Below are 18,503 nucleotides of genomic sequence, written 5' to 3'. Positions count from 1 at the left end.
TCCTTTGCTAATCCCCGTCCTCCGCTGCAAGCCGCGACCAGGAGAGGTTGCGCGATGATGAATCCCTCATCGCTGCGTGCGGCGTCAGCGATCGGGAAAAAATGGCAAAGCTGGGGCTGTCAAGGATTCATCGCGGTAGAATGCCACTTACCCCCGTAATAAACCAAATGTGTTTGGGGTTCTGGGTGCGTATTGGGAGGACCAATCATGGCAAGTGTTGAACAATTGCGCAGACGGGAAGGCGTGAACCTGGTTCAGCTCGAGGCGGACATTGCGTCGGTGCGCCCGGGAAGCTCTCTCACTTCCATTGCTTTGCCTGATTACGTCGAGCACACCGCGGGCGTCACGCGCGTCGGCGCGCTCAGTGCAGAGGCGGTCATTCGCGACTATGAGTCCGCGGCAAAAGAGATCGAGGCCATGGGCACCGAGTTGATCGACGCCGCGCAAAAATGCGAGGCGCTGACAGCCCAGGTCCATGATGCGATCGCCTTCATGCGGGAAACGGCGGCGGGGTATCGTGAAGAGGGACGGAAGATCTTCAAGCGCATCGAAGAATGCGCGCTGTTCACCGAGGACGTCCGCAAGACATGCGAACACGTCAAGCGCAGAATGGCGGAAGTCTCGGTAGGCCCGTCTCCCGATGAGGAGCTTGCACCGCAAGACTCCGAGCTGCCGGGGATCGCCGCCAAGGTGACGATGAGCGAAGTACCATGAGGCGGGCGTAGTCGTTCGTAGGATGGGTAGAGCGCAGCGAAACCCATCAACAGCCGTCTCGGCATGATGGGTTTCGCAAGGGCTCTACCCATCCTACGGCACTGTCTCCGCGCCTTGCGGGCTCACCAATCCGGATCGCCGTAATAAGGGCCGTAGGGCGGAGGCATCCAGGGTCCTCGCGCCGGCGGCCTGGGCCGCCGGGGTGCGGCCGCCGGGACGTGCGGCCGAGCAGGCGCAGCCGCATCGTTGTTCATCACGCTGCGCACGACGGGCTTTGCGGCTGCAGACGCGGATGACGCGGTCAGTTGGGTTTGCAGCGCCTGGACCTGCGCGGCGAGGCGCGCATTGTCCGCCGCATCCTTCTCCTGCGCCGTCTTGAGCTGTTGAATGGTGTCGGCCTGTTCACGCTGGGTCTGCTCGTTGCGGCTTTTCAGCTGCTCGAGCTTGCCGTTGATGCTCGCAAGCTCGCTCGTGATGGCCTTGAGCGATTGCGCGAGCTCGGACGATGACGCCTCAGGCGCCGTGGCGCCAGGCTTCGGGGCGCTTTCCGGGTCCTTGGCGACCGGCGGCGCGGGCACCGGGCTCGGCTCATCCGCAGCAGCCAGCAGCACGGCCGGCGGCTGCGCCGGGCTTTCCGCTGCGGACGCCTGCGGGGGGCTGCTTGCGGCCGGCGGTGCCCATCGCGCCATGATGGACTTGCTGATCGATTTGGCCTCATCGCGATATTGCGACGCGAAGGCGGCGCCGAGCAGGCCGATTGCCAGCACGAGGCCGACCAACGCGCGCATCATGGTCCGATCTCCCTTCAAGCCTTGATCGCGAAGCCTGCCGTTCGAAACCTTGGCACTCGGCGTCGGCGCCTTGTTTCCGGAAGTGCCGGCTGCCGTCGCACCAAGGCTTGCGTGCGAGGCCCGCGGCCCTTCGCTGTCGCGTTCCATTCCGGAAACCAGCCGGTCCAGCCGCGCAAGGTCTTCCTCAGCGCTCTTGATCTGACCATAGGCCCGCGCGAGCCTGCCGTCGGCGCGCGCCTCGTCCGGCTTTGTGGTTTCAGGCTTTGCGGCTTCAGGCTTGGCGGTATCAGGTTTGGCGGTATCAGGTTTGGGGTCGTTCGTTTCAGGCACCGATGCGCTCTCCATCCGGTCGGGCGTCAATGGGAGGCAGTCCGATCGCTGGAAGGATAGGTCTCGCCGCTGTCCGACACAACGCGTGTGCCAAGGAAAAATTATGGCGGGCTCGGCACACGATGCGCGACACGGCGCTGTTGCGCGATCACCTTGAATCTTCCGGCGCTGAAACAGCCGGGGGCTGCTTCCCCGTCCCTGCGACGTGCTATGCTATCGTGGGAGGAACCGCAATGAGGGTCCCTACCGCGATACTCGCCCTGCTTCTTTCAGGTCCGGCCGCCGCCCAGGAGTGCCAGACATGCGCAATGGCCGACGCCTGCATGAAGGAATACGCCAAGACGACGGCGGAGGCCCAACGGGCCACCAAGCAAGGCATCCGGGACTGGAAGCAGAATCTGGACAGAAAGGCCTCTGCAGAATTGTCCAGCAGGGGCATCCTCGCATTGCAAGACGCCATGGAGGCACAGGTTCGCACGGAGCTGGAGCGCCTGAAGGAGTGCCTGGCGAAGATCAGGTAGGGTGCAAAGGAGGATCCGATGAAATCGCTTTTGCTGCTTACGGCGAGCGGTCCGCTGCTTGTTCTCACCTCGCATCAGTCCCTGAACGACCTCAAGCTTCTTGGGGTGCTCAGGCAAAAAGGTATCGGCAAGTTCGTCGCGTTCGAGGTTCCCTTGTCGCTCGCCAGGGAGCGCTATGGCGGGCACTTTCACGCGGTTGAAAGCAACCTGCACGAGACCGATGATTTGAGAGTGCTCGACTTCAATGGCCAGCGGGTGTTTCAGCTCTTTCGGTTCGAAGAGCTCGGTTCACCGATCCTGATCGAACAGTCGTGATCGGTTTTGCCTTGCGGCCCGACTCTGTTTCGAAAAACCCGTTCATGGCGTTGCTGTGGCGAAAGGGCCGTCGAGTAGCGCTGGTCTCACCATGAACGTTCCCATGGAGGAACGGGCGCGGGTTCATTCCGTTTCCTTGAGGGGCTTGTCAGAGGAGGACTACATGAAAGCAAGGATCATCGCGCTCTCTGCTGCCGTTGTCATGGCTGCAGCACCAGCCGTGCTTGCTCAGGGTGTATCGAGCAAGACGCCGGGTCAGGAGATGCAGCAAATGGGTTCCAAGACGGGCGAGCCGGGCGCTTCCAGCTATGCTCCTGGGCATAAGAAGAAGCATCACGCGAAGTCCGCGAAGGCCTCGAAGACCACGAGCCCCGGCGCGTCGAACGTCGCTCCAGGCCAGACCACCGGCGCGAGCATGAAGCCAACCACCGGCTCGAGCACGAGGCCGACCGCCGGCTCTAAGTCAGGGTACTGAACTCCACGCGGTCCCTTAAGTCCAGGCACTGACGGGACACAACGGCCGGTCGCACGCAGGATGGGTTGAGCCCCTCGAGAAACCCATCACGTCAAATGGTGGGCAGGGCTTCCGGTCGTTAGTGACGTGTCGCGCGGATTTCGAGCGTCGTCTGGGTGAGCTTGGCCACGAACCCCTCGAGATGCATGACCCGTTGTCTGGTCATTTGTTCATGCAACTCGGCGATCTTCTGGGATTCGGCGACAAAGGAGTCGCACACCTGTTTCGCGTACTCCATCTGCAGCTCAAGGGCCTCGACGGGTGAGCGCGCCGTCGCGAGCTTTTCGAGGAAGGTCCAGGCGTGCTCAAGCGACGTCTTGATGTAGCCGCTATAGGCATCGGCAATCGCCTGCGTGCCGGCCAGGGAGGGTTCCACCGGTGCGACGGGCGCGCTGGCAGCGATCTCCTTCCCGGACGGCAAGGCTGCAGCCGAAGGCACCTGCGCACCGATCGGTCGGCTCGTCTCTACCTCTTGCTCGGTCTCTTGCCTGTTCTCTTGCGGTTTTTCTTGCCGTTTCGCTTGGCTGATCTCCACCGAGGCATCCGGTAATGGATGCGCTGCAGTTGCGTGTTGCTCGCCGGTCCCGGTCCGTTGCCCGGCCTTCTTCTTCCCGCCGCGCCGGCCGGATTTTTTCATTGGCTTGTTTTCTATCCTACTCAACATTGCAAATGGCTCCTGAATATCGCTGAAGCCCGCGAGCCTCCGTCGCGTTTGCGCTGAAATCGCGCTTGTGGCTTGTCGCTGGCGTGGCGGCCATGTGGTGAGATTTTGCCGGGCATGGGCAGGGCCGTGCGGTGGGTTAGCGCCGGGCTGCGCGAAGCGCAGTCCCTTGGCGTAACCCACCTCTTTCATCTCGGCGCGCGGAGAGGTGGTGGGTTACGCCAGCGGACCGCGCTTCGCGCGACCGCCAGCTAACTAACCCACCCTACGGATTTACGGATCCCCCGCCGCAAGCCGCAGAAACTGCCGCTTCATTGCGTTGACCTTCCCGACATAGCCCGCGACGAGGTGATCGCCGCAGCGTTCGCCTGCGATCATCTGAAACTTGCGGCGCGCGAAGGCTGTGGCGGGACCTGCGCCGCAGAGATGGATGAAGGCGGCCAGATCCTGCTTCTGCTCGCGGCTCGCCTTCACATCGCCCGCGAGGCCGAGAACCATGGCCACCTGGCGGTCCAGATACACCGACGTCAACTCGATGGCATGGCTCGGGATCGCGCGGATGTAGAGGAAGGCAGACCCGCAGCCGCTCTCCGTGACCGCGTTGCCGCGGACACAGAACCGTGCGGCTTCACGGTAGGCCGGATCGGTCATCTGGAAGAGCCCGACCGCGCTGGAAGCGGGCCGGTAGATCGCCAGCGGATTGTAACTCCACCGCCAGCGCCAATAGGTGCGCGCCACCGGATTGCCAGAGCTTTCGACCTGCGCCAGCGCGGCCAGCAATTCGGGCGTGATGGTTGCGGTGGAGTAGGTGCGGAAGAGGGGGCCGTAGTGACGCCAGGTCTCGGCAGGGTCCTTGTCGAGGGAGTTGCCGACGAGGACGAAGAGTTCGGTTGGTTTGCTGATGACGTGGTAGGCGGTGTTCAGGAGGGCGAGGGCGGCAAGCAGGATCGTCACGCTGGCGGCGATCCGAATTATACGCGGCGCTCGTGCGAAGGTCTTTCGCATCCACCGAGCCCCTCGCCGAATGTTTCGAAGGCGAGGGTGGAGGTGACTGCGTTTTCGCGGCATTGGTCTTGGGGGGCGGGTGGGATGGGTATCGCTTCCGCTCCACCCACCCGGCTGCGAGCGATGCGCTGGCTATGGGCTACGCGATTGAGACGAAAGTCCCGGAGTTACGAGGTTTATGCCTGATGGCGTGATCTGCCATTTGCCGTTGCCCACAGAGACGATAAGTCCTCGGTTCTTCATGCGATGAAGGGTGGTTCGAAATGTACCTTCCTTCAGTGTACCGACGACTAAACAGGCATCCTGGTACAGAGATCGCGTGCCTCGTGGTCTTCCGGTCTGCGCAAGAGTTTGCAGCACTGAACTCTCGACTAGTACGCGCCCAATGCTGTTCCTTCTTGTGACATCGACGCGCTTCACCAATTCGTTCTGCCGGCGCGCTTTGAGCAGCATTTGTTCGAACGAGCGAATCTCGTTTTGCAGCTCGCGAATCTTGACCTGTCGCTCCGCGATTTCTTCGCGGATTCGCCTCTCAAGTTCGGCTGCGGCATTTTGGTCGCGGAAGTCGGTCATGTTTCAGACATCTATTTTGTAACGCTGATTGCGAGATCGCTCTTTTCACAACTTCTTATTTTCAATGGCTTAGGGAGCCTATGCGAATCATAGAAAAAATGTTAGTGACGGAATGTCATTTGACATTCCGTCACTAACATTTTCGAGGCGTTACAGAAACGCTAGACGTTGCGATAGATCGGTTTGTGTGTACGATCGCCATCGGCGATCGTTGTGCGTTGACTCTCGCTCGCTTCAATACGAAAAAAGGGCACCAGCAAAAACTGCTGGTGCCCTTTCGTCGTTGTGACCCTTAATCGCAGGGGCAGATTGCCCACCACGACAACGGATCTCACTCTTCGCAAGCTTGAGATATCCGGAAAGGTCTCAGAAGGCAACCCTGCCCCGATATGGAGGCCTTTTTGGCTAGTTTTACTACGCGTGTAGAGCTTCATGATGCTGATTGGAGCGACTACGAACTCTTGCATAAGAAGATGGCGACGCAAGGCTTTTCGCGCGTCGTTACCTCTGACGATGGCAAACGTTATCAGCTGCCGCCGGCAGAATATAACTTTGACGGATCGGCAACCCGCGGTGAGGTGTTGGCGAAGGCCAAAACTGCTGCGGCGCAGGTCAAGACGTCTTATGCAGTTTTCGTTACTGAATCTGCCGGCCGTACGTGGTCCGGCCTCGATGCCGCCTAGCAATTGATCGCGGATAAGCACGAAGTCAGGGCGGCCTTTTGGCCGCCCTTTTTCGTGGATGCGGGGCAGCAAGCACGAGCGAGATTGTGATGACAGTGGCTTAATCGGGACCCATCGTGTCGGTCTGAGCGTTCGATGGGTATCGCTTCGATTGACGCATCGTGCCGGATTCGCTCGAGTATCGTAGGGTCTAAGCGTTCCCCGTAATCGCGCCTCCCGCCGCCTTCATCTTCTCGGCCTTTGCCTTTAAGTCGGCTTGGATGTCCTCGGTAATAGCGGTGTTGAACGAGTGAAAGGGTACACAAATAAGTTCAGAAATGTAGGCGTGTATTAACTCAACTTCAGTCTCTACGGGGTGTCTGTGCTGATTGCCGTAGGTGTGTCCGCCGATTGAATACGAACCGTCCCTTTTTTCCCAAATGCGGACGATCTCGAACGTGCGTGTGTCGATGCCGAAGCAAACTTGCATAAGGTCGTCGGGCTTCGGGCGACTGCTTCGGGGCATGCGATGCTCCTATCTCGTTGTCCCCATCCTATGAGCTGCTGGCCCTCAACGGGAGGTCGGTTGCTCAACCTCGGAATGCCAGCGAGCAATGCGTCGATATTCGCCGTCGAATTCCGTGACTCCTGCCCACTCAATTCGCGGGTGTAACTTGCCTAGTTCAAATACTGCCTGGGAATATCGGTTGGTTGCATCTTCCGGCATGATGCCGGCGCCGGCCAGCCAGTTGGGGTCGCTGTCATTCTTCGGTTTGCGTTCCGTTAGCGCGATTGCGCATCCTCGTGGCGGCCGAACTTGACGAACAAGTCCTTCAAGCAAGTCTTGTGCGCGCTTCATGAAATGGTCTCCGTTGGCCTGAGGCTCAAATTTGGGAGCGAGTGGACCAGGATTCAAGCGTGGCCGACGTGTCCGGCTCTGTCATTGTCATTGTAATCGTTATCGACCGAAGCGCATGCAACAAGAAAGGGCGGCCTCTCGGCCGCCCTTTGCGTATGCCCGGGTGATCCGGGTCTAATAATGCCCGCGCTCTACCCCCTCACGAACACCCCGTCGTCGACCCGCACGTATCGCACTTCATGCACGTCCCATTCCGCACCAGCGTGAAGTTGCCGCACTCCGAGCACATCTCGCCTTCGTAGCCCTTGGCCTTGGCTTCGGCGCGGCGCTCGGCCTTGGTGGGGACGATCGTCTGCGCGGTGCCGGCTTTGCTCCACTGCAGCTGCTCGAGCTTCTCCGTGGGAGAGAGGTCGTGGCTGGCTTCCTGCTTCAGGGCGACGGCGCCTTCGATGGCGTCGCCGGCGCGGGCTGACGCACCGTGCGCGGCGAGGGCGGTGACCTTGTTGCCGCCGGCGGGGGCGCTGTCGTTGCCTTGGGCGACCGCGGTCGAGCCGCCGCGCATCACGACGAGGTTGTCCGTCCGCGAGCGGGTGAGGCCGCGCGAGACCAGCCTGGTCGCGTGGTGGCCGCCGTCCTCGTCCGGCTCCTTGCCTTCCTCGACGCCCTTGCCGAGCGCGTCAAAGCCCGTCTCGTTGGGATCGACGTGGGCGAGGTCGAAGCGCGACATGTAGCTCACCGCCAGCTCGCGGAAGACGTAGTCGAGGATCGAGGTCGCGTACTTGATGCTGTCGTTGCCCTGCACGGGACCCGCCGGCTCGAAGCGGGTGAAGGTGAAGGCGTCGACATATTCGTCCAGCGGCACGCCATACTGCAGACCGAGGGAGACCGCGATCGCAAAATTGTTGATGAAGGAGCGGAGCGCCGCGCCTTCCTTGTGCATGTCGATGAAGATCTCGCCGAGACGGCCGTCGTCATATTCGCCGGTACGGAGATAGACCTTGTGGCCGCCGACGACCGCCTTCTGGGTGTAGCCCTTGCGGCGATCCGGCATCTTCTCGCGCTCGCGCATCACGATGATGCGCTCGACCAGCTTCTCGACGATCTTCTCCGAGACCTGGGCGGCACGCGCCGCCATCGGCTTCTCGTAGAGCGTCTCGACCGCATCGTCCTCGTCCTCATCATCGCTGATGAGCTGCGAGTTGAGCGGCTGAGAGAGCTTGGAGCCGTCGCGATAGAGCGCGTTGGCCTTCAATGCCAGTTTCCACGACAGCATGTAGGCGGACTTGCAGTCCTCCACCGTGGCGTCGTTCGGCATGTTGATGGTCTTGGAGATCGCACCCGAGATGAAGGGCTGGGCAGCCGCCATCATGCGAATGTGGCTCTCGACCGACAGGTAACGCTTGCCGATCTTGCCGCAGGGGTTGGCGCAGTCGAACACCGGATAGTGCTCGGCCTTGAGGTGCGGGGCACCTTCCACCGTCATCGCGCCGCAGATGTGGACGTTGGCCGCCTCGATCTCGCGCTTGGTGAAGCCCACGGCCTGGAGCAGGTCGAAGCCGGGGGCTGCGATCGCCTCGGCACCGATGCCGAGCTGGTCGCGGATGAAATCCTCGCCAAAGGTCCACTTGTTGAAGGCGAACTTGATGTCGAAGGCGGTCGGCAGGGCCTTCTCGACCTTGGCGATGGCTTCATCGGTGAAGCCTTTTGCCTTCAGCGTGGAAGCGTTGATGCCGGGCGCGTTGGAGAGCGAGCCGTGGCCGACGGCATAGGCTTCGATCTCCGCGATCTCGCTCTCGCGATAGCCGAGCGCGCGCAGCGCGGACGGTACCGCACGGTTGATGATCTTGAAGTAGCCGCCGCCGGCGAGCTTCTTGAACTTCACCAGCGCGAAGTCGGGCTCGATGCCGGTGGTGTCGCAGTCCATGACGAGACCGATCGTGCCGGTCGGCGCGATCACCGTGGTCTGGGCGTTGCGATAGCCGTGCTTCTCGCCGAGCTCGAGCGCCGCATCCCATGCCGCCATCGCGCGGGTGACGATGTCGGCTTGCGGGCAGGAGGCGTGGTCGAGCGGCACCGGGTTGACGGAGAGCGCCTCGTAGCCGGAAGCCTCGCCATGGGCGGCACGGCGGTGGTTGCGGATGACGCGCAGCATGTGCGCGGCGTTCTTCTTGTAGCCGGGGAAGGTGCCGAGCTCGGCGGCGATCTCGGCCGAGGTCTTGTAGGTGATGCCGGTCATCACGGCGGTCAGCGCGCCGCAGAGCGCACGGCCTTCCTTGGAGTCATAAGACAGGCCCATGGTCATCAAGAGGCCGCCGATATTGGCGTAGCCGAGGCCGAGCGTGCGGAACTCGTAGGAGAGCTCGGCGATCGCGCGGGACGGGAACTGCGCCATCATCACCGAGATTTCGAGCACGATGGTCCAGAGCTGGCAGAGGTGCTCGTAGCCGGCGACGTCGAACTGCTTGGTTGTCGTGTTGTAGAACGTCAGCAGGTTCGCGGACGCCAGGTTGCACGCCGTGTCGTCCAGGAACATGTATTCCGAGCACGGATTGGACGCGCGGATGTCGCCGGACGCCTTGCAGGTGTGCCAGTCGTTCATCGTGGTGTTGAAGTGCAGGCCCGGGTCGGCCGACGCCCAGGCGGCGTAGCCGATCTTCTCCCAGAGGTCGCGCGCCTTCAGTGTCTTCGTCACCTTCTTGGAGGTGCGGGCGTTCAGGTTCCAGTCGCCATCCGTTTCCACGGCGCGCAGAAAATCGTCCTTCAGCGAGACCGAGTTGTTGGAGTTCTGGCCGGAGACGGTGAGGTAGGCCTCAGAATCCCAGTCGGTGTCGTAGGTGTCGAACTGGATGTCCTTGTAGCCTTGCTTGGCGAACTGGATGACGCGCTTGATGTAGTTGTCAGGCACGAGGCTGCGGCGCGCCAGCTTGATCTCCCGGCGGAGCGCCGGGTTCTTCTCGGGGTCGAAACAGTCGTCGCCCGAGCCTTCGCAGTTCACGCAGGCCTTCAGCACCGCCTTGAGGTGCTTCTGGTTGATCTTCGATCCCGTGACGAGAGCGGCGACCTTCTGCTCCTCCTTCACCTTCCAGTCGATATAGGTCTCGATGTCGGGATGATCGACGTCGACGACGACCATCTTGGCCGCGCGGCGGGTGGTGCCGCCCGACTTGATCGCACCCGCGGCGCGGTCGCCGATCTTGAGGAAGCTCATCAGGCCCGACGAGCGGCCGCCGCCGGAGAGTTTTTCACCCTCACCGCGCAGGCGCGAGAAGTTCGAGCCGGTACCGGAGCCGTATTTGAACAGGCGGGCCTCGCGGACCCAGAGGTCCATGATGCCGCCCTCGTTGACGAGGTCGTCACCGACGCCCTGGATGAAGCAGGCGTGCGGCTGCGGATGCTCGTAGGCCGACTTGGACTTGGTCAGCTTGCCGGTGAAGGGGTCGACGTAATAATGGCCCTGGCCGGGGCCGTCGATGCCATAGGCCCAGTGCAGGCCGGTGTTGAACCATTGCGGCGAGTTCGGCGCGACCATCTGCATGGCGAGCATGTAACGGAGCTCGTCGTAGAAGGCCTGGGCATCGTCGTCCGAGGTGAAGTAGCCGCCCTTCCAGCCCCAATAGGTCCAGCAGCCGGCGAGGCGGTCGAACACCTGTTTTGCCGAGAGCTCGCTGACGTAGCGCTCTTTCTCAGGCAGCGCGGCGAGAGCTTCAGTGTCGGGCACGGAGCGCCACAGGAACGAGGGGACGGATTCCTCCTCGACCTTCTTCAGGCGCGCGGCGACGCCGGCTTTCCGGAAGTATTTCTGGGCGAGAACGTCGGAGGCGACCTGCGACCACTCGGTCGGCACCTCGACGTTATCAAGCTTGAACACGACCGAGCCGTCGGGATTGCGAATCTCCGACGTGGTCAGGCGGAATTCGATTCCCGCGTAAGGTGACTGTCCCGAAGTGGTGTGGCGCCGCTCAATCCGCATGGTCTTGCCCCGTCCTTTTCTTTGACCGGTCCCGCCCCTCGTTGAGGGCGTGCCGGGTCGTCATTTCGCTTCGCGTTTCCTTCCGGCCTTTCGGCCTTGGGCACCGCAGTTCAGCCGGTGGATCCGGCCCTGTTTTTCCCGACGCGATTCCTCGATGCGTGCATCGATCACCCGCCGGCATGTCCACGCTCATCCGCCCCAACGGGATGCGCGCGACATGCGTTCAACGCCCCCACAACGTCACTTCTTCAACCGATGCCATTCGAGCCTTTTGCCGGCCCGTTCTGGCGCCCGAAAAGTCCGCTATTCGCGGGCAGACAAGCCCTTCTCCCGCTGCCTTTGGCTGGTCGGCGGAGCTGAGATTTGCGAGACCCTTTGGGGGAGTGCCGGCGGGACGCAAACTCACTCGCGCCGAACGGACCGAAAGCTAGGACTCTCCGTTGCGCCCGTCAAGAACTAGTGCGAGTTCCTGAATCAAATACTAAATATGGTGGATTGCGGGGGATAACAGGGGGCAAGCCCGCGCCTGTTGTTGTGCCAAGTATCAGTGAGTCCTCAGGGATTCCCAACCGAAAAAATTCGCATCCCGCGATGATGCGGACCCTTCATCCCGCTGTTCACAGGGCAGCTATATTTTTGAGCAACGGGATTGCGTCAGCAGGACTCACGTAGCCCTACGGAGGGTGAGGGCAGGCATGCCCGCCGAGGCGGTAGTGGGATGCGCGAATCCGGGCCAAGCTGACCTCGATTTTGCCGGACTACCCACATGCTTGATTCGACTCGCCCGGTGCTGCGGCCGCGCATCGCCCCGGCCGGCCTGATGTTCCTTGCGATCACCTCGATCGGCTGGGGCTTCAACTGGCCGGTGACGAAATTCCTGCTCGCCGAGCTGCCGCCGCTCACCCTTCGCGGGGTCACCGGCGTGCTCGGGGCCGTGCTGCTGGCGGCGCTGGCGGTGATCCGCCGGCAGAGCCTGAAGGTGGAGCCGGGGATCTGGCCGCGCCTCCTCACCGCCGCCATGCTCAACGTCACCGGCTGGATGGTGCTGATGGGCCTGGCGCTGCTCTGGCTGCCGGCGAGCGAGGCGGCGCTGATCGCCTACACCATGCCGGTCTGGGCCTCGATCATCGCCTGGCCGGCGCTCGGCGAGCGGCCGACCGTGCTGCGCACGCTGGGGCTGGTGATGGCCTTCGCCGGCCTCGCCTCGATCATGGGCGGCAACGGCATTGCCGCCAGCGCGGAGAAGCTGCCGGGAATCATCATGGCGCTCGCCGGCGCGCTGGGCTTTGCCGTCGGTACCGTGTTCTCGAAGAAGTACCCGATCCATCTGCCGCCGATCACGGCCGCCGCCTGGCAGATCGGGATCGGCTGCCTGCCGATCTCGATCATCGGCCTCCTGGTCGAGACCACGCATCTGTCGCTGGTGACGCCGGTCGGCTGGTGGCTGCTGGTCTATTCCACCGTGGTGCAGTTCTGCATCGCCTATGTCAGCTGGTTCGCCGCGCTGTCGCGCCTGCCGGCCTCCGTCGCCGCGATCGGCACCATGGCCGTGCCGGTGATCGGCGTCGTCGCCTCCGCGATCGCGCTGGGCGAGCCGCTCGGGCCAGGGCAGATCGCGGGGCTGGTCTTCACGCTGGCGGCGGTGGTGCTGGCGACGCGCTAGGACGTCTGTCTGCGTTCCGGCGACGGAAGTGTGACAAAGTACCCCCCGTTTTACAAGCCAAGCACTTTTGTCAGCCAATAGTTCTCGACCAAAAAGTTAGGTCTCGCAGCATTGGGCAAAAACTTGGCGATGGTCTCTCGCAACACCGACCGTGCGAGAAGGGCGATCTCGTGCATGGTGATCTCTTTTCCTTCAATCTTTTCTTTGGTCTTCGGCTCGCCGCCGTGAGCAATCTTGCTCCGTAGATCATACAGATCTCGCGCTCGATAAAACGCACTGCGCCGCTCGGGGGCTTGAAAGAGTGATGCGTAATTAAGGGAAAAACGGAAGCGAGTTTCGCCACGTTGTTTTTCAGCGACTTCAACAAGCACAATGCTTTCGAGCCCTACGACGGCGTCAACAATGCTGTCGCGTGGCTTCGTACGCCGAGTAGAATCGACGAGACGCTGACAAGCCATTTCGAGCGTTGGATGAATCGTTTCGAATAGCCGAGCATGAGCCTCAAGCTCGATCACCTCTTCGGCTGTAAGCTCGTAGTGGCTTGGGGGAACGTGATCGCCACCCCAGAAATGCTGGTCTCCGACCCCAAAAGCCACTTCAGCAAGTGTGATGCGGATGCCGTCGTACCCCAACGCGCCTCCTTGCTTGAAGGAGGACAATGCGAGTATCGCCCGGTCGAGGATTTCTTGTGTTTTCCGCCAGAACGGCTCTTGAGCGGGAATGGTTGAGTCGAAAAAGACCTTTTGCACTTCAATCTCGCGTACAAACACAAAATCCGGAAAGAAGAGCGAGTGCGCACCGGGATGGAACATCGAATTGCCGCCGTAGAATTGCGTAGCTTCTTGGTCGGTGATGGGCCGCAAGAGAACGCCGCCGCCAAAGGCGACGGGCGGTAGGTCTGTAGGCCCGTGTAGGTTTAGCACAGGGGCGAACAGGCGAATGCGTACGGTCGATCTGTCAAAAAAGTGAGCGGTGTCATCGAGCAAGCTCTCGATTTCTTCCTCATTGAGGCTCCATCCGCCGAATCTCTTCAGGCTCTCTTGCGCCAGCGTCCCAAGGATCATGCGCGGTTGCAGTATTCCGCCACCAACGCCAGGCAATCCGATCAGCTTCGTCATGAACTCTGGATAGTCAGCGGTCAGAGCTGTCGATAGTTCATTTGAGAGTTTCTCGACGAGCGGCTCATGCGCTATGAGTAGTCCCAATACGCTTGGCCGCTCAACAAGCGCTCCTTGCCAGCCGCCATTCTCGCTGCGTTGGTGGAGCCACTGTCTTTCTTGGGGTATTGGCCCTCCTTGAAGCTGAGCGAAAAGTGTCTTGAGAGACGAGCGAATGGCTTCACGACTGGATCGCTTCACGGGTCCCCTCCAACTCGTAGAAAGCAAGTGGCGCCTCGGAAGCCTGTTGGCATCCTCAAGGAGCGATAGCGTGGGATATATAGTGAAAGCTTGTTGGGCCGTTTCAACCTAGATCTTGTTGATCCTCTAGCCCGCCATCCCGCCGCCGCCCAGCGCCTTACGGATCATCTCGGCGAGCTGGTTGCGGCGATAGGGTTTGGTCAGCAGCAGCACGCCGTCATCTAACTTGCCGTGGTGGACGATGGCGTTGTCGGTGTAGCCGGAGGTGTAGAGCACCTTCAGCCCGGGGCGGAGCGCCGCCACCTTCTCGGCGAGCTCGCGCCCGCTCATGCCGCCGGGGATGACGACGTCGGTGAACAGGAGGTCGAAGGCCTGGCCGGCCTCGATCATTTCCAGCGCCGCCCGGCTGTCGGGTGCGGCGACCGTCCTGTAGCCGAGGCCCTGCAATTGCGCGGTGACGAAGTTGCGCACCAGTGGATCGTCCTCGACCACGAAAATGGTCTCGGCGCCGCCTTCGGCCTGCGGCGCCACGTTCGCGGCGACCTCCGGCGCGCCTTCGCCCGGCGGCAGATAGAGCTTGATCGTGGTGCCGTGGCCTTCCTCGCTGTAGATCTTGATGTGGCCGCCGGACTGCTTGACGAAGCCATAGACCATGGAGAGGCCGAGGCCCGATCCCTTGCCGACTTCCTTGGTGGTGAAGAACGGCTCGAATGCCATCTGCTGGGTATCGGTCGACATGCCGGTGCCGGTGTCGCTGACCGCGAGCATCACGTAGGGGCCGGGCCGAACCTCCGCATTGGCCTGCGCATAGGCTTCATCGAGCACGACGCGGTGGGTCTCCAGCAGCAGCTTGCCGCCGTTCGGCATGGCGTCGCGGGCGTTGATCGCCATGTTGAGCACGGCATTGGTGAGCCGGGACGGATCGATATGGGCCGTCATCGGCCCCTGTTCCAGCACGGTCTCGATCTGGATCTGCTCGCCGAGCGTCGGGCGCAGCAATTTGGCGATGTCCGCAATCGCGGCGTTGATCTCGACGTTGCGCGGCTGCAGCGGCTGCCTGCGCGCGAATGCGAGCAAATGCTGGATCAGCTCGGCGCAGCGCTCGGCGGCATCGTCGATCAGGCGCGCCACGCGCTGCAGCTCCGGCTGCTGCTTCAGGCTCGCGACCAGCGTCTCGGTGTTGCCGGAGATGACGGTCAGCATGTTGTTGAAGTCGTGCGCGACGCCGCCAGTCAGCTTGCCTATGGCATCCAGCTTCTGGGACTGGTGCAGTTGCCGCTCGGTCTCGCGCGAGGTGGTCGCGTCGTGATAGACCAGCACCGCGCCCGAGACCTCGCCTTGCCCGTCCAGCATCGGACGGCCGCTGATCATGAGATGGCGCACCTGATTGCCGCTGTGCGGGCGGACGATCATCTCCAGATCTTCGAATTCCTCGCCGCGCAGCACGCGCGCCGAGGGCAGCTCCTCGGCCTTCATCGGCGTGACGCCGTCGCCGTGAAAGACGTCCGACAGCGCCCGCAGATTGCCGAGATTCATGCCGGCGCGATGCAGCAGCATGCGCTCGGCGGCCGGATTGGACAGAAGGACGGTGCCTTCGGCGTCGATGACCAGCACCGCCTCCGCCATGCTGCGAAAGGTGCTCTGGAGCACGTTGACCGACAGCCGCAGCTCGTCATGCGCGGTGACCAGATGCTCGGTGCGCTCGGCGACCGCAGCCTCGAGCTGCTCCTTGGCAGCCGTGGTCTCCAGCAGCGTGCTCTTGAGCGCGAACTGGGTGCGCTGGCTCTCGCGCATCACCATCACGACCAGCATCAGAATTACCAGCGCGCCGGCGACGTCGATGCCGAGCAGCACGATGCCGGTGCGGCGCGAATCCTGGGAGCGCGCGGCGAGCAGGCGTTCCTCATCTGCGCTCAAATGGTCGAGATTGCTCATCACCGTGTCCATCAGGCCGCGGCCCTCGGCCTTGCTGTTGAGCGCGGCAATGCCAGCCTGGTCGTTCATGGCGCGCAGGCGCATCGCCTCGGCGGCGATCTCGACCCGGCGCAACGCCAGCGGCTCGGTGCCCTCCAGCAGCGCGACCTGATCGGGATTGTCGCGCACGCCGCGCTTGAGATCGGCGAGCGCCGGCGCGATCTGGGCGTGCACCGCCTCGAACTCGTTCTTGAAACCCGGGCTGCGATAGAGCTCGTAGCCCCGCGCGGCGCTCTCGGCGCGGCGCAGCAGCACGCGCAAATCGGAGATCTTCTTCTGCACCTGGACCGTGTGATTGACCCACGCGGCCTCGGACCGCGATTTCACGTCGAGGGCGATCGAGGCTGCGGTGATGATCAGGAGGATTGCAAGTCCAGCACCGAGAATGACGCGCTGCGTTGGAATCAAGGGGCTTCTTTCTTGTCCTTCGGTGCGCTCCCGCCGGCGAGGCATTCCCGGATGCTGGTCAGCAGCGCTTCCGGCGTGAACGGCTTGCGCAGGCAGCGGCTTGCGCCGAGCTCCAGCGCCATGCGCAGGAAATCGGGAGAGGGCGAGGCGGAGGAGGCGAAGGCATAGCCGGACATCGCGATCAGCGGGACCGCCGGCGCGCGCTCGTGAAAGATGCGGATGGATTCGAAGCCGCGCATGTGCGGCATGAAGATGTCGACCAGCATCACGTCATAGGCCTGCGTTTCCAGCGCAGCCAAACCTGTTTCGCCGCCGTCGGCCAGCGTGACGTCGAAGCCCTGACGTTGGAGGAGGACCTCGATGGTCGCGCCGACCATCGGATCGTCATCTACCACGAGGATACGCGGCATGACATTTCCCAGTAGATCGAAGTCCCCACAGGCAATGGTGATATCCGCGAATCGTGGGTCGGGTCAATTTTGGATTGGGGCGGGGTAGATATGCACGGCGGGGTGAATAGAGGTCCGTTTGCATCGACTTGTACGCAACGCCGAAACCAAAGCCCCCATACAGGCGGGAACAGGTGACGGGTATGACACTCGCGAAAAAAGGCGCCGCATCGCTGCGACGCCTTTTGCTTCACAAAGGTTCGGTCAGTTTACGGGCAGGGATGGCGCTGACCGTCATAGCCGAGATACGTGCCGGAGGCCGGATCATACGATCTGTAGCGCTGCGCGCAGTACGCTGCGGAGTCGCCGCCGCTGTCGGGCACCACCGCCACTGATGGCTCATCATAGTAGCTGTCGCCATAGTAGCTGTCGCCATAGTAGTAGGGGTCATCGTAGTACCCGCCGCCGTAATAGGCATACGAGCCGAGGCCGCCGATCGCGGCACCTGCCGCGAAGCCGGGCCAGAAACCGCCACGACGGTGCCAGTGGCGACCACTCCAGTTGCTCCCGCCTTGCCAGTTGCCAGCGGTTGCGACGCTGCGCGTCCCGCTGAAGGACGGCGAGACGGTGGTGGTGGGACGGCTCGCCATGCCACCTACGAAACTGCCGCCGCTCGGACGTACCGCCGTGCCGGCCGCGAAACTGCCGCCGCTCGGACGTGCCGCCGCGCCGGCCGCGAAACTGCCGGCGCTCGGACGCATGGCCCCGCCGGCCGCGAAATTGCCGCCGCCGCCGTGGAAGGCCGCGCCGCCGCCGCCCATGCGTGCGCCGCCTCCGCCGAAGTGCGCGCCGCCGCCACCGCCGCCGATATGGGCGCCGCCGCCCGCTGCAGGACGATTCTGGGCGAAGCCCGGGCTCGCCAACGGAAGAGCCAGCGCCACTGCCGCCGCGGCGCTCAAGACTTTCAGACTTTTCATGATTAACTCCTTTCCCGGAAGCAAACCCAACGACGGGGCGGTGGTTCCAGGATCACGCCGGTTTGCGCGTGAGGGAGCGTCTCACCGGACCGCTGTACCCGGCATGAACGGATCGCGTCCGATTTGCGGCGGAAGCGGTCGTCCGAGGCACGCATTTGTGGCGGGGACCGCCGCACCCGGCGAACTGGACATTTCGCCGTCCGGATGGCATCAGGACCCGACGAAGCAGGGCCCTTGCCGCATGAAACAATTCTTCCTCAAGTTCTTCACCTGGTGGAGTGGCCAGACGTTTGGCACCCAGCTCTGGACCAAGCGGTACGGGGAACTGGTCGGCCAGGACGAGCAGGGCAACCTCTATTATCGCACCCGCGGCGGGGCGATCGATCCGACCCTCGGCTTCGAGCGGCGCTGGGTGATCTATAATGGCTATGCCGAGGCGAGCCGCATTCCGCCGGCCTGGCATGGCTGGATCCATCACGTCGTCGACACCCCGCCGACGGAGATCAACTACCAGCCTCGTGAGTGGGAAAAGCCGCACCAGCCGAATCTCACCGGTACGGCCAAGGCTTACCGGCCCTCCGGCTCGACGCTCGCCAGCGGCAAGCGTCCCAAGGCGACCGGCGACTACCAGCCCTGGACGCCCGGCTAACCGGACCGCGATCTTCCATCGTCCGACTGGATGCACATGCATCCGCGCCACGCCGCTGTGGACAACGGGAACAGCGGGGATGCCGCTTGCGCAGTCGTTGCGCGGAGGCGGGCAATGCGGCTCAATGATCCCATCTTACGGAGATGGGAAACCATCGCGTTCGGTTCGGG

At 62.7% G+C, this 18,503-nt stretch carries 18 protein-coding genes; 7 read left to right on the top strand and 11 right to left on the bottom strand.

Annotated elements, in window-relative coordinates:
* The first annotated feature begins 207 nt into the window (after nt 1-207).
* Entirely contained in the window at nt 208-714 is a 507-nt protein-coding gene (locus tag JQ592_RS31955) for a hypothetical protein (protein WP_211406706.1), read from the top strand.
* A gap of 122 nt (nt 715-836) precedes the next feature.
* On the opposite strand, the gene JQ592_RS31950 is transcribed toward JQ592_RS31955, so the two are convergent.
* Nucleotides 837-1,850 (bottom strand): hypothetical protein, encoded by a 1,014-nt coding sequence (locus JQ592_RS31950; protein WP_211406765.1) that lies wholly within the window; start codon nt 1,848-1,850, stop codon nt 837-839.
* 293 nt (nt 1,851-2,143) lie between these two features.
* Between JQ592_RS31950 and JQ592_RS31945 the strand changes: the two genes are divergently transcribed.
* The 3 genes from JQ592_RS31945 (at nt 2,144) to JQ592_RS31935 (ending at nt 3,146) form a co-directional block, all read left to right on the top strand.
* Nucleotides 2,144-2,356 carry a hypothetical protein gene (locus tag JQ592_RS31945; protein WP_246820805.1) on the top strand — a complete coding sequence of 71 codons (213 nt, stop codon included), beginning with the start codon at nt 2,144-2,146 and terminating at the stop codon, nt 2,354-2,356.
* A gap of 18 nt (nt 2,357-2,374) precedes the next feature.
* Nucleotides 2,375-2,671 carry a cytosolic protein gene (locus JQ592_RS31940; protein WP_211406704.1) on the top strand — a complete coding sequence of 99 codons (297 nt, stop codon included), beginning with the start codon at nt 2,375-2,377 and terminating at the stop codon, nt 2,669-2,671.
* A 163-nt stretch (nt 2,672-2,834) separates the two neighbouring features.
* Complete coding sequence (locus JQ592_RS31935) at nt 2,835-3,146, top strand: hypothetical protein (RefSeq protein WP_211406703.1); 312 nt, start codon at nt 2,835-2,837, stop codon at nt 3,144-3,146.
* Between the two features lie 118 nt (nt 3,147-3,264).
* Here the strand turns inward: JQ592_RS31935 and JQ592_RS31930 are convergent, their stop codons facing one another.
* The 3 genes from JQ592_RS31930 to JQ592_RS31920 all read right to left on the bottom strand — a co-directional run bounded on the left by JQ592_RS31930 (nt 3,265) and on the right by JQ592_RS31920 (nt 5,424).
* The gene (locus tag JQ592_RS31930; RefSeq protein ID WP_246820804.1) at nt 3,265-4,038 is read right to left on the bottom strand and encodes a phasin family protein; all 774 of its coding nucleotides are present in this window, start codon (nt 4,036-4,038) and stop codon (nt 3,265-3,267) included.
* Between the two features lie 81 nt (nt 4,039-4,119).
* On the bottom strand, nt 4,120-4,914 hold the full coding sequence (locus JQ592_RS31925) for a transglycosylase SLT domain-containing protein (protein WP_211406702.1): 795 nt from the start codon (nt 4,912-4,914) through the stop codon (nt 4,120-4,122).
* Nucleotides 4,915-4,983: 69 nt separating this feature from the next.
* The gene (locus tag JQ592_RS31920; RefSeq protein ID WP_211406701.1) at nt 4,984-5,424 is read right to left on the bottom strand and encodes a hypothetical protein; all 441 of its coding nucleotides are present in this window, start codon (nt 5,422-5,424) and stop codon (nt 4,984-4,986) included.
* Nucleotides 5,425-5,825: 401 nt separating this feature from the next.
* Here JQ592_RS31920 and JQ592_RS31915 point away from each other — a divergent pair, with 401 nt between their 5' ends.
* Nucleotides 5,826-6,107, top strand: a complete 282-nt coding sequence (locus JQ592_RS31915; RefSeq protein WP_211406700.1) for a hypothetical protein — start codon at nt 5,826-5,828, stop codon at nt 6,105-6,107.
* A gap of 190 nt (nt 6,108-6,297) precedes the next feature.
* On the opposite strand, the gene JQ592_RS31910 is transcribed toward JQ592_RS31915, so the two are convergent.
* From JQ592_RS31910 to JQ592_RS31900, 3 genes are all read right to left on the bottom strand, one after another.
* Nucleotides 6,298-6,612, bottom strand: a complete 315-nt coding sequence (locus JQ592_RS31910; RefSeq protein ID WP_211406699.1) for a hypothetical protein — start codon at nt 6,610-6,612, stop codon at nt 6,298-6,300.
* 45 nt (nt 6,613-6,657) lie between these two features.
* Nucleotides 6,658-6,945: a hypothetical protein gene (locus JQ592_RS31905; protein ID WP_211406698.1), complete on the bottom strand. Its 288-nt coding sequence runs from the start codon at nt 6,943-6,945 to the stop codon at nt 6,658-6,660.
* Between the two features lie 199 nt (nt 6,946-7,144).
* Nucleotides 7,145-10,915, bottom strand: coding sequence for a vitamin B12-dependent ribonucleotide reductase (locus JQ592_RS31900; protein ID WP_211406697.1), 3,771 nt, complete (start codon nt 10,913-10,915; stop codon nt 7,145-7,147).
* 766 nt (nt 10,916-11,681) lie between these two features.
* Here JQ592_RS31900 and JQ592_RS31895 point away from each other — a divergent pair.
* Nucleotides 11,682-12,578, top strand: a complete 897-nt coding sequence (locus tag JQ592_RS31895) for a DMT family transporter (protein ID WP_211406696.1) — start codon at nt 11,682-11,684, stop codon at nt 12,576-12,578.
* Between the two features lie 50 nt (nt 12,579-12,628).
* Here JQ592_RS31895 and JQ592_RS38795 read toward each other — a convergent pair whose 3' ends face one another.
* From JQ592_RS38795 to JQ592_RS31875, 4 genes are all read right to left on the bottom strand, one after another.
* Nucleotides 12,629-13,936 (bottom strand): HEPN domain-containing protein, encoded by a 1,308-nt coding sequence (locus JQ592_RS38795; RefSeq protein WP_211406695.1) that lies wholly within the window; start codon nt 13,934-13,936, stop codon nt 12,629-12,631.
* Between the two features lie 126 nt (nt 13,937-14,062).
* Nucleotides 14,063-16,318, bottom strand: coding sequence for a CHASE3 domain-containing protein (locus JQ592_RS31885; protein ID WP_211406694.1), 2,256 nt, complete (start codon nt 16,316-16,318; stop codon nt 14,063-14,065).
* Nucleotides 16,315-16,728 (bottom strand): response regulator, encoded by a 414-nt coding sequence (locus JQ592_RS31880; RefSeq protein ID WP_211406693.1) that lies wholly within the window; start codon nt 16,726-16,728, stop codon nt 16,315-16,317. Before JQ592_RS31880 ends, JQ592_RS31885 begins: the two co-directional genes overlap by 4 nt.
* Nucleotides 16,729-16,976: 248 nt before the next feature.
* Nucleotides 16,977-17,684, bottom strand: a complete 708-nt coding sequence (locus JQ592_RS31875; protein WP_211406692.1) for a BA14K family protein — start codon at nt 17,682-17,684, stop codon at nt 16,977-16,979.
* 241 nt (nt 17,685-17,925) lie between these two features.
* Here JQ592_RS31875 and JQ592_RS31870 point away from each other — a divergent pair, with 241 nt between their 5' ends.
* Nucleotides 17,926-18,333 (top strand): NADH:ubiquinone oxidoreductase subunit NDUFA12, encoded by a 408-nt coding sequence (locus JQ592_RS31870; protein WP_211406691.1) that lies wholly within the window; start codon nt 17,926-17,928, stop codon nt 18,331-18,333.
* The last annotated feature ends 170 nt before the right edge of the window (nt 18,334-18,503 follow it).

The sequence above is a fragment of the Bradyrhizobium iriomotense genome (assembly GCF_018129405.1).
GTDB lineage: Bacteria > Pseudomonadota > Alphaproteobacteria > Rhizobiales > Xanthobacteraceae > Bradyrhizobium > Bradyrhizobium iriomotense_B.
This window is presented reverse-complemented; position numbering and strand designations above follow the sequence as displayed.

Bases quoted from the DNA above. Each gene is read 5' to 3' on its own strand.
- JQ592_RS31880 (WP_211406693.1), bottom strand. From the start codon at position 16,728: ATGCCGCGTATCCTCGTGGTAGATGACGATCCGATGGTCGGCGCGACC.
- JQ592_RS31900 (WP_211406697.1), bottom strand. From the start codon at position 10,915: ATGCGGATTGAGCGGCGCCACACCACTTCGGGACAGTCACCTTACGCG.
- JQ592_RS31870 (WP_211406691.1), top strand. From the start codon at position 17,926: ATGAAACAATTCTTCCTCAAGTTCTTCACCTGGTGGAGTGGCCAGACG.
- JQ592_RS31935 (WP_211406703.1), top strand. From the start codon at position 2,835: ATGAAAGCAAGGATCATCGCGCTCTCTGCTGCCGTTGTCATGGCTGCA.
- JQ592_RS31910 (WP_211406699.1), bottom strand. From the start codon at position 6,612: ATGCCCCGAAGCAGTCGCCCGAAGCCCGACGACCTTATGCAAGTTTGC.
- JQ592_RS31925 (WP_211406702.1), bottom strand. From the start codon at position 4,914: ATGCCGCGAAAACGCAGTCACCTCCACCCTCGCCTTCGAAACATTCGG.
- JQ592_RS31920 (WP_211406701.1), bottom strand. From the start codon at position 5,424: ATGACCGACTTCCGCGACCAAAATGCCGCAGCCGAACTTGAGAGGCGA.
- JQ592_RS31950 (WP_211406765.1), bottom strand. From the start codon at position 1,850: ATGGAGAGCGCATCGGTGCCTGAAACGAACGACCCCAAACCTGATACC.
- JQ592_RS31955 (WP_211406706.1), top strand. From the start codon at position 208: ATGGCAAGTGTTGAACAATTGCGCAGACGGGAAGGCGTGAACCTGGTT.
- JQ592_RS31930 (WP_246820804.1), bottom strand. From the start codon at position 4,038: ATGAAAGAGGTGGGTTACGCCAAGGGACTGCGCTTCGCGCAGCCCGGC.
- JQ592_RS31945 (WP_246820805.1), top strand. From the start codon at position 2,144: ATGGCCGACGCCTGCATGAAGGAATACGCCAAGACGACGGCGGAGGCC.
- JQ592_RS31940 (WP_211406704.1), top strand. From the start codon at position 2,375: ATGAAATCGCTTTTGCTGCTTACGGCGAGCGGTCCGCTGCTTGTTCTC.
- JQ592_RS31895 (WP_211406696.1), top strand. From the start codon at position 11,682: ATGCTTGATTCGACTCGCCCGGTGCTGCGGCCGCGCATCGCCCCGGCC.
- JQ592_RS31875 (WP_211406692.1), bottom strand. From the start codon at position 17,684: ATGAAAAGTCTGAAAGTCTTGAGCGCCGCGGCGGCAGTGGCGCTGGCT.
- JQ592_RS31905 (WP_211406698.1), bottom strand. From the start codon at position 6,945: ATGAAGCGCGCACAAGACTTGCTTGAAGGACTTGTTCGTCAAGTTCGG.